Source organism: Pseudescherichia sp., assembly GCF_032052675.1.
GTDB lineage: Bacteria > Pseudomonadota > Gammaproteobacteria > Enterobacterales > Enterobacteriaceae > Pseudescherichia.
The window spans coordinates 223883-238332 of record NZ_DAMBWA010000004.1 but is presented as its reverse complement, the minus strand read 5'-3'; the positions used below and the strand labels follow the sequence as shown (position 1 = coordinate 238332).

The 14450-nt window shown below is 58.5% G+C and carries 11 protein-coding genes; 4 read left to right on the top strand and 7 right to left on the bottom strand.

The window, feature by feature from the left end; translation table 11 throughout:
- Nucleotides 1-6: 6 nt before the first annotated feature.
- A complete protein-coding gene (gltB, locus tag RTX96_RS07985; protein ID WP_103821369.1) occupies nucleotides 7-4467 on the bottom strand; it encodes a glutamate synthase large subunit in 4461 nt (1486 codons plus the stop codon).
- Between the two features lie 671 nt (nucleotides 4468-5138).
- On the opposite strand from gltB, the gene RTX96_RS07980 reads away from it, so the two are divergent.
- The 4 genes from RTX96_RS07980 (at nucleotide 5139) to mtgA (ending at nucleotide 10196) form a co-directional block, all read left to right on the top strand.
- Entirely contained in the window at nucleotides 5139-6059 is a 921-nt protein-coding gene (locus tag RTX96_RS07980; RefSeq protein ID WP_312670676.1) for a TIGR01212 family radical SAM protein, read from the top strand.
- Between the two features lie 182 nt (nucleotides 6060-6241).
- A complete protein-coding gene (arcB, locus tag RTX96_RS07975) occupies nucleotides 6242-8584 on the top strand; it encodes an aerobic respiration two-component sensor histidine kinase ArcB (RefSeq protein WP_312670675.1) in 2343 nt (780 codons plus the stop codon).
- Between the two features lie 233 nt (nucleotides 8585-8817).
- Nucleotides 8818-9468: an isoprenoid biosynthesis glyoxalase ElbB gene (elbB, locus tag RTX96_RS07970; RefSeq protein ID WP_103821366.1), complete on the top strand. Its 651-nt coding sequence runs from the start codon at nucleotides 8818-8820 to the stop codon at nucleotides 9466-9468.
- Nucleotides 9468-10196, top strand: a complete 729-nt coding sequence (gene mtgA / locus RTX96_RS07965) for a monofunctional biosynthetic peptidoglycan transglycosylase (RefSeq protein WP_103821365.1) — start codon at nucleotides 9468-9470, stop codon at nucleotides 10194-10196. The genes elbB and mtgA overlap by 1 nt, the downstream gene beginning before the upstream one ends.
- Here mtgA and yrbL read toward each other — a convergent pair.
- From yrbL to rpoN, 6 genes are all read right to left on the bottom strand, one after another.
- Nucleotides 10171-10767 carry a PhoP regulatory network protein YrbL gene (gene yrbL / locus RTX96_RS07960; protein WP_312670674.1) on the bottom strand — a complete coding sequence of 199 codons (597 nt, stop codon included), beginning with the start codon at nucleotides 10765-10767 and terminating at the stop codon, nucleotides 10171-10173. The genes mtgA and yrbL overlap by 26 nt on opposite strands.
- A 190-nt stretch (nucleotides 10768-10957) precedes the next feature.
- Nucleotides 10958-11230, bottom strand: coding sequence for a PTS phosphocarrier protein NPr (npr, locus tag RTX96_RS07955; protein WP_103821363.1), 273 nt, complete (start codon nucleotides 11228-11230; stop codon nucleotides 10958-10960).
- Entirely contained in the window at nucleotides 11227-12081 is an 855-nt protein-coding gene (gene rapZ / locus RTX96_RS07950) for an RNase adapter RapZ (protein ID WP_042390071.1), read from the bottom strand. Before rapZ ends, npr begins: the two co-directional genes overlap by 4 nt.
- Nucleotides 12082-12126: 45 nt before the next feature.
- Nucleotides 12127-12618, bottom strand: coding sequence for a PTS IIA-like nitrogen regulatory protein PtsN (ptsN, locus tag RTX96_RS07945; RefSeq protein WP_103821362.1), 492 nt, complete (start codon nucleotides 12616-12618; stop codon nucleotides 12127-12129).
- Nucleotides 12619-12700: 82 nt separating this feature from the next.
- Nucleotides 12701-12988, bottom strand: coding sequence for a ribosome hibernation promoting factor (hpf, locus tag RTX96_RS07940; protein ID WP_103821361.1), 288 nt, complete (start codon nucleotides 12986-12988; stop codon nucleotides 12701-12703).
- A gap of 22 nt (nucleotides 12989-13010) precedes the next feature.
- Nucleotides 13011-14444: an RNA polymerase factor sigma-54 gene (gene rpoN / locus RTX96_RS07935; RefSeq protein ID WP_103821360.1), complete on the bottom strand. Its 1434-nt coding sequence runs from the start codon at nucleotides 14442-14444 to the stop codon at nucleotides 13011-13013.
- Between the last annotated feature and the right edge of the window lie 6 nt (nucleotides 14445-14450).

The window sequence follows — 14450 nt, the reverse complement described above, 5'->3', positions numbered from 1 at the left end:
TACCTCTTACTGCGCCTGCACGCGCAACTCTGCGGCGCTGCGACTACGGTGACCCAACAGGGCTTTAACATCGCTGGACTTCGGCTTAACCAGCGCAAACTTCGCGGCGAAGGCAGGCCAGTGCGCCAGAATCTCTTCCCCACGCGAGGAGCCGGTATGCTGTACATGCTCGGTGATCAGACCGCGCAGGTGCTCTTCGTGGATCGCGAGGTCATCGACGCTCAGCACTTCCACCAGCTCCGGGTTCACGCGGTTGCGGAACTCGCCGTCTTCATCCAGCACGTAGGCGAAGCCGCCGGTCATACCCGCGCCAAAGTTGACACCTGTCTTGCCAAGAATACAGACGATGCCGCCGGTCATATATTCACAGCCGTTGTCACCAATGCCTTCCACCACGGTGATGGCCCCGGAGTTACGCACCCCGAAACGTTCGCCCGCGCGGCCTGCGGCGTACAGACGACCCCCGGTCGCGCCGTACAGGCAGGTGTTACCAATAATGCTCGCTTCATGGCTACGGAAGGCCGAGCCGACCGGCGGACGCACCGCCAGCAGACCGCCCGCCATGCCTTTACCGACGTAGTCGTTGGCATCCCCGGTCAGGTAGAGCTCAACGCCGCCGGCGTTCCACACGCCGAAGCTCTGGCCTGCGGTGCCGCTGAAGTGGGCTTTAATCGGATCCGACGCCAGGCCCTGATCGCCATGCGTCTGGGCAATGTAGCCGGAGAGCGATGCGCCCACCGAACGGTCGGTGTTGCGAATATCAAACCAGAAGGTTTTGCTCTGGCGCTCGTCCACGAACGGCTTCGCCTGATTCAGCAGCTGGGCGTTGAGCACGCCGTTATCAAACGGCGGGTTGTGCTCGGTGCAGTGAAGCGCTTTGCCCGGATGCGGCTCGGCGGTCTCCAGCAGCTTCGACAGATCCAGCTTCTGCTGTTTGGCAGTAAAGCCCTCCAGCGCGGTAAGCAGATCGGTACGGCCAATCAGGTCCACCAGGCGGGTCACGCCCAGCTGCGCCATCAGCTCCCGGGTCTCACGAGCGATAAATTCAAAGTAGTTGGTCACTTTGAACGGCAGGCCGTGATAGTGGTTCTTACGCAGCTTGTCATCCTGGGTTGCAACGCCGGTTGCGCAGTTGTTCAGGTGGCAAATACGCAGGTATTTACAGCCCAGCGCTACCATCGGGCCGGTGCCGAAGCCGAAGCTCTCTGCACCCAGAATTGCCGCTTTGATGATGTCTACGCCGGTTTTCAGGCCGCCGTCGACCTGCAGACGGATCTTGTGACGCAGGCCGTTCGCCACCAGCGCCTGCTGGGTCTCAACCAGCCCCAGCTCCCACGGGCAGCCCGCGTATTTCACTGAGGAGAGCGGGCTTGCGCCAGTGCCGCCGTCGTAGCCGGCAATGGTGATGAGATCCGCATAGGCTTTTGCCACGCCGGTGGCGATGGTGCCCACGCCCGGCTCGGAGACCAGCTTCACGGAGATCATAGCCTTCGGATTGACCTGCTTGAGGTCAAAGATCAGCTGGGCCAGATCCTCGATGGAGTAGATATCGTGGTGCGGCGGCGGGGAGATCAGGGTCACGCCCGGCACCGAGTAGCGCAGCTTAGCAATGTACGGGGTGACTTTATCCCCCGGCAGCTGGCCGCCTTCCCCAGGCTTCGCGCCCTGGGCCACTTTAATCTGAATAACGTCCGCGTTCACCAGGTAGGCCGGGGTCACGCCGAAGCGGCCGGAGGCAACCTGCTTGATACGCGACACTTTGTTGGTGCCGTAGCGAGCCGGATCTTCTCCGCCTTCGCCGGAGTTCGAGTTGCCGCCGATGCTGTTCATCGCTTCGGCCAGCGCTTCGTGGGCTTCCGGACTCAGCGCGCCGATAGACATCGCCGCGGTATCGAAGCGTTTAAACAGCTCGCTGGCGGGCTCCACGTCATCAACGTTCACCGCATCCGCAGGCGGGGTGATGTGCAGCAGATCGCGCAGCGTAGCCGCCGGGCGCTCGTTGACCAGCTTCGCGTACTGCTGATAGTCGCTGTACTCGCCGCTCTGTACCGCCTGTTGCAGGGTGCGCACCACGTCCGGGTTGTAGGCATGGTATTCACCGCCGTGCACGTACTTCAGCAGGCCGCCCTGTTCCAGCGGTTTACGCGCCAGCCAGGCACGCTTCGACAGGTTAAGCAGATCCTGCTGGAAGTCAGCAAAGCCCGCGCCGCCGATGCGGCTGATCACGCCCTGGAAGCAGAGATCGGCAACCTCATCATGCAGGCCGACCGCTTCGAACAGCTTCGAGCAGCGGTAGGAGGCGATGGTGGAGATGCCCATTTTGGACATGATCTTATACAGACCTTTGTTGATGCCGTTACGGTAGTTCAGCATCACGGTACGGTAGTTCTTATCGATGGCGTGCGTATCCACCAGCTTCGCCAGCGTCTCATAGGCGAGGTACGGGTAGATAGCCGTCGCGCCGAAGCCCAGCAGCACGGCGAAGTGGTGCGGATCGCGGGCGCTGGCGGTCTCAACGATGATGTTGGCATCGCAGCGCAGGCTCTTCTCCACGAGGCGGGTCTGGATAGCCCCCACCGCCATCGGAGCCGGAACCGGCAGGCGATCTTTAGCGATGTTGCGGTCAGAGAGCACCAGCAGCACCGTGCCGTCGCGCACCATCTGCTCTGCTTTATCACACAGCGCGCTCACCGTGTCTTCCAGCGACGCGGTGTTGACGTCAAAGGTGATATCCAGCGTGTCGGCGCGGTAGTGGTGTTCCGACATGGTGGTCAGCTGTTTAAAGTCGGAGTAGAGCAGGATCGGTGATTTAAAGGTCAGACGATGCGCCTGGCCTTCGGCTTCACAGAAGACGTTCATCTCCCGGCCGATGCTGGTGGCGAGCGACATCACGTGCGCTTCACGCAGCGGATCGATTGGCGGGTTGGTCACCTGCGCAAACTGCTGGCGGAAGTAGTCGTAAATGATGCGCGGCTGGCTGGAGAGCACGGCGAACGGGGTATCGTCACCCATTGAGCCGACCGCCTCCTGGCCGTTTTCACCCAGCACGCGGATCACGGAATCCAGCTCTTCGGCGCTGTAGTTAAACTGCTTCTGGAAGCTAGCCAGCAGGTCATCGCCCATTTCACGGCTGCCCACTGCGTCATCCGGCAGATCTTCAAACGGCACCAGACGGCGCACGTTCTTCTCCATCCACTCTTTATAGGGGTGGCGGCTCTTCAGATCGTTATCGGTTTCGCCGGAGTGCAGAATGCGGCCGCCGCGGGTGTCTATCACCATCAGCTCGCCTGGCCCAACGCGGCCTTTTTCTACCACTTCATCCGGCTGGTAGTCCCAGATCCCCACTTCTGAGGCGCAGGTGATCAGCTTATCTTTGGTGATGACGTAGCGCGCCGGGCGCAGACCGTTACGGTCCAGGTTACAGGCGGCAAAGCGACCGTCGGACATGACGATGCCCGCCGGACCATCCCACGGCTCCATGTGCATGGAGTTGAAGTCAAAGAAGGCGCGCAGCTCCGGATCCATATCCGGGTTGTTCTGCCAGGCTGGCGGCACCAGCAGGCGCATGGCGCGCACGATGTCCATCCCGCCCGCCAGCAGCAGCTCGAGCATGTTATCCAGCGAGCTGGAGTCGGAGCCGGTTTCGTTGACGAACGGCGCGGCGTCGTGCAGATCCGGGATCAGCGGCGTCTTGAATTTATAGGTACGCGCGCGCGCCCACTGGCGGTTACCGGTGATGGTGTTGATCTCACCGTTGTGGGCCAGGTAGCGGAACGGCTGGGCCAGCGGCCAGCGCGGTACGGTGTTGGTGGAGAAGCGCTGGTGGAACAGGCAGATGGCCGACTCCAGACGCAGATCCGCGAGGTCCAGGTAGAAGCGCGGCAGATCCGCCGGCATACAGAGACCTTTATAGATGTTGACGAGGTTAGAGAGGCTACAGACGTAGAACTCTTTATCCTCCTGAAGGCGTTTTTCGATACGGCGGCGTGCAATAAACAGACGGCGCTCCATATCACGCGGACGCCAGCCCGCAGGGGCGTTAACAAAAATTTGCTCAATACGTGGCAGCGAGGAGAGGGCGATTTCACCGAGCACCCCTTCGTTGGTCGGCACATCACGCCAGCCCACGATAGACAGGGTCTCTTGCTGAAGTTCTTCTTCGACGATGCGGCGCGCAACGGCGGCCTTTTCAGCGTCCTGGTTCAGGAACAGCATGCCCACGGCGTAATTTTTGGCTAAGCGCCAGCCGCGCTCTTCGGCAACCAGGCGGAAGAAACGGTCAGGTTTTTGCAGCAGCAGGCCACAACCGTCGCCGGTTTTACCATCGGCAAGGATCGCACCGCGGTGCTGCATTCGGGCCAGTGCGTGAATAGCGGTACGCACTACCTTGTGGCTAGGTTCGCCTTCTATGTGGGCGATCAGGCCGAAACCACAGTTATCTCTCTCAAGAGATTTATCGTACAACATATCAGTGAACCTCCCCAGGCTCTACGTGACTCTCTCATGACCGTGGCGCGCAGGCGCAGAAAGGGCGTGGCGACGGAGCCTACAGGCCTCGCATGTCGCCCTCTATCATCCTTTTCGCGTAGGTCAAACAAGTGTTGAGGACTTGCTTCAGAGGGAATCTAAATTACTGCATAAATATGGTGAGCAGACTGCTCACCCAGAAAGCTTCCAGCGGATATCCAACTTATCGGGAATCGACACACAGGTCAAATCACAATCTTATTTATGCGAAAATGTGCTAACAAGGGGTTAAGTTCCTAATTTTATAAGGTATTTTGCTATTTTACAGGCGTGTTACAGCTGCAGCAGCCAGTGGCAGAGTGTGATCTCTCTCACTATAAGAAAGCGCTATTGTTATTGGTATCACCTGTTTTTTTACCTTAGTGCGCTATTTTTCGCTGGTTCGGCTGAGTAACCCGCATAAAGACACTGTTTTACACTTGCGCAAAAATTGTCGAAAAACAGGTCCGCAATATAAGGAAAAGTAATCAACATTGCCATGAATGAAATAGCGGTAATTTTGCTTGATTATGCAAAGAAAATAGCGCCGCTATGGCGCTTGATCCAGGTCATCGCCGACGGAGTCTAAAAGTGGCAGGCTTGGCCCTTTCTTCAGGGCGGCCTTTCAGATTATGCAGTTACAAAAATTAGTCAACATGTTTGGTGGGGATCTTGCCCGCCGCTATGGCGAAAAAGTCCATAAGCTCACCCTGCACGGCGGATTTAGCTGTCCGAATCGCGATGGCACTATTGGCCGCGGCGGCTGCACCTTTTGCAACGTAGCCTCATTTGCCGACGAGACCCAGCAGAACCACTCCATTACCGAGCAGCTGGCTTACCAGGCGACGCGCGTTAACCGTGCCCAGCGCTACCTTGCCTATTTCCAGGCCTATACCAGCACCTGGGCCGAGGTACAGGTGCTGCGGGCAATGTACCAGCAGGCGGTGGGCCAGGCCAATATTGTCGGGCTGTGCGTAGGGACGCGCCCGGACTGCGTTCCAGAGGCGGTGCTGGATCTGCTCAGCGAATACCAGCAGCAGGGCTATGAGGTCTGGCTGGAGCTGGGCCTGCAAACGGCTCACGATAAAACCCTGCACCGCATCAACCGCGGTCACGACTTCGCCTGCTATCAGCGCACCACCCGGCTGGCTCGCCAGCGCGGGCTGAACGTATGCAGCCACCTGATCGTTGGCCTGCCGGGGGAGGGGGAGGCGGAGTGCCTTGCGACGCTACAGCGGGTGGTTGAGACCGGCGTTGATGGCATCAAGCTGCATCCGCTGCATATCGTCACCGGCAGCACGATGGCCAGGGCCTGGCAGACCGGGCGGCTGAGCGGTATCGAGCTGGATGCCTATACCCGCGCCGCCGGGGAGATGATCCGCCATACGCCGCCGGAGGTTATCTACCACCGTATCTCCGCCAGCGCCCGCCGTCCGACCCTGCTCGCGCCGCTGTGGTGCGAGAATCGCTGGACCGGTATGGTAGAGCTGGATAAGTATCTCAACGCCCACGGGGCGCAAGGCTCCGCGCTGGGAAGGCCGTGGTTGGCTTAAGCGGGCAGTGTCTTTGTAGGTCAGGTAAGCGAAGCGCCACCTGACAAATCTATGCGGACCCGGTCACGACGGATGACGCCTTATTCGGCCTAAGGTTGAATCCCACACTTTTTTGCACAACCTTCAACGCTTTGCTCAGAATTGAGTATTATTGTGCGACGTTGTGGTGAAGGAACTCGTTAATGAAGCAAATCCGATTACTCGCGCAGTACTATGTCGATCTGATGATGAAGCTGGGTCTGGTACGCTTCTCCATGCTGCTGGCCCTCGCGCTGGTCGTACTGGCGATTGTTGTCCAGATGGCCGTAACAATGGTGCTGCATGGCCGGGTCGAGAGCATTGACGTGATCCGCTCGATCTTCTTCGGGCTGCTGATCACCCCGTGGGCGGTCTACTTTCTGTCGGTGGTGGTTGAGCAGCTGGAGGAGTCCCGCCAGCGGCTGTCTAAGCTGGTGGAGAAGCTCGAAGAGATGCGCGAGCGCGACCTCAAGCTCAACGTTCAGCTGAAAGAGAACATCTCTACGCTCAACCAGGTGCTCAACGACCGTGCTATCGCCGAGGCCGAGCGCCAGGCGACCTTTGAACAGCTTAAGATTGAGATGCAGGAGCGCGAGCAGACCCAGATCCAGCTGGAGCAGCAGTCCTCATTCCTGCGCTCGTTCCTCGACGCCTCGCCGGATCTGGTCTTCTACCGCAACGAAGATAAAGAGTTCTCTGGCTGCAACCGGGCGATGGAGCTGCTGACCGGCAAAAGTGAGAAGCAGCTGGTTAACCTCAAGCCGGACGACGTCTACTCGCCGGAGGCAGCGGAGAAGGTCAACGAAACCGATGAGAAGGTATTCCGTCACAACGTCTCCCTGACCTATGAGCAGTGGCTGGAGTATCCTGACGGGCGCAAAGCCTGCTTTGAGATCCGCAAGGTTCCCTACTATGACCGGGTGGGTAAACGCCACGGGCTGATGGGCTTTGGCCGGGATATTACCGAGCGCAAGCGTTACCAGGACGCGCTGGAGCGCGCCAGCCGGGACAAAACCACCTTCATCTCCACCATCAGCCACGAGCTGCGCACGCCGCTGAACGGCATCGTCGGCCTGAGCCGCATCCTGCTCGACACCGAGCTGAGCGACGAGCAGGAGAAGTACCTGAAGACGATCCACGTCTCTGCGGTCACGCTGGGTAATATCTTCAACGATATTATTGATATGGACAAGATGGAGCGCCACAAGGTACAGCTAGACAACCAGCCGGTGGACTTCACCAGCTTCCGGGCCGATCTCGAAACGCTCTCCGGCCTGCAGGCGCAGCAGAAGGGGCTGAGCTTTGTCGTCGAGCCGACGCTGCCGCTGCCGCATAAAGTGATCACCGACGGTACCCGGCTGCGGCAGATCCTGTGGAACCTCATCAGCAACGCGGTGAAGTTTACCCAGCAGGGTCAGGTAACGGTGCGCATTCGCTATGACGATAACGAGATGCTGCGCTTCGAGGTTGAGGACTCCGGCATCGGCATCCCGCCGGCGGAGCAGGATAAAATTTTCGCCATGTACTACCAGGTTAAAGACAAGCACGGCGGCAAACCGGCCACCGGGACGGGGATTGGCCTTGCGGTCTCGCGCCGTCTGGCGAAAAGCATGGGCGGCGACATCACGGTCAGCAGCCAGCCGGGCAAAGGCTCGCGCTTTGTGCTGACGGTGCACGCCCCTGCCGTAGCGGAGGAGGTTGAAGACGGCTTCGAAGATGACGAGATGCCGCTGCCGGCTCTCAACGTGCTGCTGGTCGAGGATATCGAGCTGAACGTGATCGTAGCGCGATCGGTGCTGGAGAAGCTGGGCTGCAGCGTCGACGTTGCCATGACCGGAACAGAGGCGCTGGCGATGTTTACGCCGGGCGAGTACGACCTGCTGCTGCTGGATATCCAGCTTCCGGACATGACCGGGCTGGACATCTCCCGTCAGCTGACGCAGAACTACGCCCGCGAGGATCTGCCGCCGCTGGTGGCCTTGACCGCCAACGTATTGAAAGATAAAAAAGAGTACCTGGACGCGGGGATGGACAATGTCCTGAGCAAGCCGCTGGCCGTACCGGCGCTGACCGCGATGATCAAGAAGTTTTGGGATACCTGTGACGACGACGGAGAGGAGAGTCCCGTGGACGCTGTCGATAACGATAAGGCACAGACGCTGTTAGATGTTCCGATGCTGGAGCAATACCTTGAAATTATTGGTCCAAAGGTGATCGTCGACGGCATCGCGATGTTCGAGAAGATGATGCCAGGCTATATCGCGATCCTTGAATCAAACCTCACCGCCCGCGACCAGAAAGGGATTGCGGAAGAGGGACATAAGATCAAGGGCGCGGCGGGATCGATTGGTCTGCGCCGTTTGCAACAGCTGGGCAAGCAAATTCAGTCTTCAGACCTGCCGGCGTGGTGGGATAACGTAGGAGAATGGATTGAAGAGATGAAGCTGGCCTGGCAGGACGATATTGCGGTGCTTAAGGCGTGGGTAGCCGGGGCGGGCAAAAAATGACCCCGGATAGACCGGGGTGCGCGAATACTGCGCCAACACCAGGGAAATTGTGGCTGTGCCGGAATTTTTTGGGTTGGTTATTTAATGGGCACAGGCGGTAAATTTGTCAAGCCCGCACATAAGATAGCAAATCTTAACTTATTTGTTATATGAATCGATGAAATGTGTGAGGCGTAGCGCTCTTATCGGAATTTTTAATAAGCGTCAGCATCTTGCAAGAAAGGATCGGCAAAATGAAAAAAGTGGGAGTGGTACTGAGCGGCTGCGGCGTTAACGACGGATCTGAAATTCATGAGGCCGTCATTACGCTATTAGCGATTGCCCGCAGCGGCGCGGAGGCGGTCTGTTTTGCCCCGGATAAACCGCAATCGGACGTGATCAACCATCTTACCGGCGATCCAATGGCCGAGAGCCGTAACGTACTGATTGAGGCGGCACGCATTGCCCGCGGCGCGATCCAGCCGCTAAGCCAGGCCTCCGTCGACGCGCTGGATGCCCTGATCGTGCCGGGCGGCTTTGGTGCGGCAAAGAACCTCAGTAACTTCGCCACCCAGGGCGCGGAGTGCAGCGTGGATAGCGGGCTAAAGCAGCTGGCGCTGGCGATGCACGCCGCCGGTAAACCGCTGGGGTTTATCTGTATCGCACCGGCTATGCTACCGAAAATCTTTGATTTCCCGCTGCGTCTGACCATCGGGACAGACATCGACACCGCCGACGTGCTGGAGGAGATGGGTGCGGAGCATGTGACCTGCCCGGTGGATGACATCGTAGTGGACGAAGAGAACAAGGTGGTAACGACTCCCGCCTATATGGTGGCGCAGACTATCGCCGAGGCCGCCAGCGGCATTGAGAAACTGGTTACGCGTGTGCTGGTGTTGGCGTAATGAAGTCACGCAGTACCTCACTGAAGGCAAAACTAAAGCGTCTGCTGCTGGGTATTCTGCTGGGACTGGCCCTGCTCTGGGGGGGCGGCATCCTGCTGTTCAGCTTTATGCCGGTTCCCTTCTCGGCGGTGATGGCGGAGCGTCAGGTATCAGCCTGGCTGAGCGGCGATGTCGGCTATGTTGCCCACTCAGACTGGGTGGGCATGGATGAGATCTCACCGTGGATGGGGCTGGCGGTGATTGCCGCTGAGGATCAGACCTTCCCGACGCACTGGGGTTTTGACGTCGATGCTATTCAGAAAGCAGTTTCCCATAACGAGCGTAACGCCAGCCGGATCCGCGGCGCGTCTACGCTCTCGCAGCAGACGGCGAAAAACCTCTTCCTTTGGGATGGACGCAGCTGGCTGCGTAAAGGACTCGAGGCCGGGCTGACGCTGGGAATGGAGACGGTGTGGAGCAAGCGGCGGATCCTGACGGTTTATCTCAACGTCGCAGAGTTTGGCGAGGGGATATTTGGCGTTGAGGCGGCGGCCCAGCGCTACTTTAACAAGCCCGCCAGCCGCCTGACCATGTCAGAGGCCGCGCTGCTGGCGGCCGTGCTGCCCAATCCTATCCGCTTTAAGGCCAATGCCCCCTCTGGCTACGTGCGTAGCCGTCAGGCGTGGATCCTGCGCCAGATGCGCCAGCTAGGCGGAGAGGGCTTTATGACCCAACATTCGCTGCACTGAGCCCGCTGGCCAGCGCGGGCTGAGCGATAAAGCGCTGCCACAGGCGGGCCTGCTTACGTGCGCAGGCCCAGCCGGACCAGGTGGCCAGCGGGATCAGCGTGCCTTCGCCAATGTTGTCGCACACCACCGGCACCACGTGATTCGGGCTGATGCGACGGCAAAGCACATTCTGCGGCTTCAGGTTCATGGTAACGATACGGTTTTTGCGCAGGTAGCTTTTTAGCGCCCTGAGCAGCGGGTAGAGCGCCTTGCTGTTGCCTGCTTCACGGCACTGGGCGGCATACTCCGTCAGGGTTTTTGATGGGGAGCCGTCAAAGTCGGTGATGATGTCGTAGACGTATCCCGTCCCCAGATCGGTTTCGACCGTGCCGTAGTAGCGCGGCAGTCCGCTCCAGTCTGTTAAACGGCGAGAGAGATGGGCATAGTAGCTCAGCTCGCGCTTGATCTCTTTGTCGCCGCCGCTCTCGTAGTTGTAGATAATCTTAATGCAGCGCTGGGCATTATCCGGATGCGCATAGCATTGACGGTGCCGACCGGTGCCCAACGGGGTGAGATGAGATAAGCGAATCATACGTTGTCCTGCTTTTTTGGAAATTGTTTTGGAAACAATCCAAGTATGGCCAGGCAACTTAAATGGAAAATAAACGGCTAGCTTAAGGTTATCTTAAGGAAACGTTGGCAGGGGTTAAGCGCACAAAAAGAACAATTTACAGGCGTTATAGGCCGGGTAAGGCGTAGCCGCTACCCGGCGCGACCGGCAATTAGTCTTCATCAAAACCGGCGTTGAACAGGGCGATGACGGCGGCAAGCGCCTCCTGCTCCTGCGGACCGCTGGCTTCAATCTCAATCTGGCGGCCTTTGGCAGAGTCGAGCATTAGCAGGGCAATCACGCTGCTGGCCTCTGCCTCGGTGCCTTCGTCATTGCGCAGCAGCACCTCCGCATCAAACCCCTGAACCAGCTCAAACAGCTTCATCGCGGGGCGAGCATGCATCCCCAGCGTGTTTGTGATCTCAACGGTCTGCTTAACGGTCATGTTTTGCGTTTTTCCAGCGTGCGGTGGCGGGACTGCACGTTTTTACCCCGCGAGCGGAAGTAGTCCGCCAGCTGCTCGGCAATATAGACCGAACGGTGTTTCCCCCCCGTACAGCCAATGGCGACGGTGAGATAGCTGCGGTTGTTGGTCTCCAGCATCGGCAGCCACAGTTCGAGATAGCTGCGGGTCTGGTAGATAAAGTTGTGCACTTCGGTATGCCGGTCAAGGAACGCCGCCACCGGTTTATCAAGGCCGGTCATCGGGCGCAGCTTCGGATCCCAGTGCGGGTTCGGCAGGAAGCGGACGTCAAAGACGTAGTCGGCGTCAATAGGAATGCCGTGCTTGAAGCCGAACGACTCAAAGACCATAGTCAGCTCACGTTCGCGCTTGCCCAGCAGGCGGGTACGCAGCATCTCCGCCAGCTCGTGCACCGACATCTCTGAGGTATCAACGATCAGATCCGCCCGCGAGCGCAGCGGCTCCAGCAGATCGCTCTCTTCATCGATGGCGCTCTCCAGCGACAGGTTCTTGCTGGAGAGAGGGTGCAGGCGCCGGGTATCACTGTAGCGGCGGATCAGCGTATTGCGATCGGCATCAAGGAACAGCAGCTGCGGCGAGAAGGCCGACGGCAGGTTGTTCATTGCCTGTTCAAAGATTTCTGGCGACTCTGGCATGTTACGCACGTCAATGCTGACGGCCGCAGAGATCTGGCGGTCTGCCAGCGATTTCGCCAGTTCGGGCAGCAGCACCACCGGTAGGTTATCCACGCAGTAGAAGCCCATGTCTTCCAGCGCTCGCAGGGCAACTGATTTACCCGAACCCGAGCGACCGCTGACGATCATCAGTACCATGTACCGTTTCTCCTCAGGCGAGCAGATGTAAAAGCATTTCCCCGGTTACGCGTCATTATGGCTGCCTTCGCTATCCGTGATGATCTGATACAGCTCCTCATCGCTCTGCGCGGCGCGCAGGCGTCGACAGATGGTTTTGTCCGCCAGGCGACGGGCAACAAGGGAGAGCGTATGCAGATGCGTCTTTGTCTGATCGGCAGGAACCAGCAGGGCAAACAGCAGATCCACCGGCTGGTTATCGATAGCATCAAAGGCGATAGGCGTCTCCAGCTGCACAAAAACGCCGACGGCGCGCAGGGTATCTTCCTCTACCTTGCCGTGGGGAATGGCGATACCGTTGCCAATACCGGTACTGCCCATCTTCTCACGGGTCAGAATAGCCTCAAAGACCACCTGTGGCGGCAGGCTGAGCTGCTTCGCAGCCAGCTCGCTGATAATCTCCAGCGCACGCTTTTTACTCTGGCAGTGCACGCCGCTGCGGGTACATTCCTGGTTAAGGACATTGCTCAGTTGAAGAGCGGAATCGTTGTTCATCATAAATTCACCTAAGCGTTGCTCGTGCAGACAACCTGCTGCATTGCCACAGCAGGTTGCTAAATGCCGTCGAACGCCCGGACAATTAGTGTTGTTTCAGTTTATCTTTATGTTTGGTTAGCTGTCGCGCCAGTTTATCAATTAAACCGTCAATGGCCGCATACATGTCTTGCCCTTCCGCACTGGCGTGAAGCTCGCCACCGTTTACGTGCAGTGTGGCGTCCGCGACGTGAGTCACTTTCTCCACTTTTAACACAATGTAGACCTGATTGATCCGCTCGAAGTACTGCTCCAGCTTAGCAAATTTTGTACCGACAAAATCGCGCAGTGCTTCAGTAATTTCGACATTGTGCCCTGTAATGTTGAGCTGCATAGTGTCTTCCTTATCGGTTGGGTCACACCAGCTGCTTGCGCTGGTTAGACGGCGGGATGGATAAAGACTCTCGATACTTCGCAACGGTACGGCGCGCCACCATGATACCCTGGTCGGACAGCAGGGTGGTCAACTTACTGTCACTCAGTGGTTTCGCAGGGTTTTCTGCGGCTATCAGCTTCTTCACCAGCGCACGAATGGCCGTCGATGAGGCTTCGCCGCCGCCTTCGGTATTCACATGGCTGGAGAAAAAGTATTTAAGCTCAAAAATGCCCCTCGGGCTGTGCAGGTATTTTTGGGTCGTCACGCGTGAAATGGTGGATTCATGCATCTCGACGGCCTGGGCGATATCTGCCAGCACCATCGGTTTCATAAACTCTTCGCCTTTGTCGAAAAAGGCCTGCTGCTGTTCAACGATGCAGCGGCTGACGCGCAGCAAGGTATCGTTGCGGCTCTCCAGGCTCTTAATCAGCCATTTGGCTTCCTGAAGATTGCTGCGGATAAACTGGCTGTCCGCGTCGTTGCGCGTGCCGCTGCACATGGCCGCATAGTGCTGGTTAATCTGCAGGCGCGGAATGCTGTCAGCGTTCAGCTCTACCGTCCAGCGGCCATTATGCTTGCGCACCAGCACGTCGGGGATCACATACTCTGGCTCACCGGTCTGGATCGACTGGCCAGGGCGAGGATCCAGGGACTGGATCAGATTCACCGCCTCTTTCAGCACCTCTTCCTTCAGGCGGGTAACGCGCATCAGGGTGCGGAAATCGTGGTTGGCCAGCAGATCGAGGTGATCGCTGATGATCAGTTTGGCTTCGGCCCGCCACGGGGTATCGCTGGCGAACTGGGAGAGCTGGATCAGCAGGCAGTCGCGCAGATCCCGTGCCGCCACGCCCACCGGATCGAAACGCTGGACGCGTTTCAGCACCGCTTCGACTTCATCCAGACCAACGTTGCTGTCGCCCATGCTGTCGAGGATATCCTCCAGCGAGACGGTCAGGTAGCCGGTCTCATCCACGGCGTCGACAATAGAGGTCGCAATAGCGCGATCGGTATCGGAGAAGGGGGTCAGCTCCACCTGCCACATCAGGTAGTCCTGCAGCGACTGGGTGGTTTCGCCCTGGTAGACGGGAAGCTCGTCGTCCTGATAGTCCACGCCGTTGCCTGACGGCGTACCGGCGGTGTAGATCTCATCCCAGCTGGCGTCCAGCGGCAGCTCCTCGGGCATATCTTTCTGCTCAAGGGCGTCGGCGGAGTCTAACGTTTCGGTGTCCTGGGTCTGCTGTGCGTCTACTTCGTCGTGAAGATCGGTTTGCTCCAGCAGTGGGTTACTATCCAGCGCCTGCTGAAGTTCTTGCTGAAGTTCCAGCGTCGAGAGCTGCAACAGACGAATAGCCTGTTGCAGTTGGGGCGTCATGGCGAGCTGTTGGCTTAGCCGTAGTTGCAAACCTTGCTTCATGTTCAG

Coding starts and splice junctions, on each gene's coding strand:
- gltB (WP_103821369.1), bottom strand. CDS start 4,467: ATGTTGTACGATAAATCTCTTGAGAGAGATAACTGTGGTTTCGGCCTG.
- RTX96_RS07980 (WP_312670676.1), top strand. CDS start 5,139: ATGCAGTTACAAAAATTAGTCAACATGTTTGGTGGGGATCTTGCCCGC.
- arcB (WP_312670675.1), top strand. CDS start 6,242: ATGAAGCAAATCCGATTACTCGCGCAGTACTATGTCGATCTGATGATG.
- elbB (WP_103821366.1), top strand. CDS start 8,818: ATGAAAAAAGTGGGAGTGGTACTGAGCGGCTGCGGCGTTAACGACGGA.
- mtgA (WP_103821365.1), top strand. CDS start 9,468: ATGAAGTCACGCAGTACCTCACTGAAGGCAAAACTAAAGCGTCTGCTG.
- yrbL (WP_312670674.1), bottom strand. CDS start 10,767: ATGATTCGCTTATCTCATCTCACCCCGTTGGGCACCGGTCGGCACCGT.
- npr (WP_103821363.1), bottom strand. CDS start 11,230: ATGACCGTTAAGCAGACCGTTGAGATCACAAACACGCTGGGGATGCAT.
- rapZ (WP_042390071.1), bottom strand. CDS start 12,081: ATGGTACTGATGATCGTCAGCGGTCGCTCGGGTTCGGGTAAATCAGTT.
- ptsN (WP_103821362.1), bottom strand. CDS start 12,618: ATGATGAACAACGATTCCGCTCTTCAACTGAGCAATGTCCTTAACCAG.
- hpf (WP_103821361.1), bottom strand. CDS start 12,988: ATGCAGCTCAACATTACAGGGCACAATGTCGAAATTACTGAAGCACTG.
- rpoN (WP_103821360.1), bottom strand. CDS start 14,444: ATGAAGCAAGGTTTGCAACTACGGCTAAGCCAACAGCTCGCCATGACG.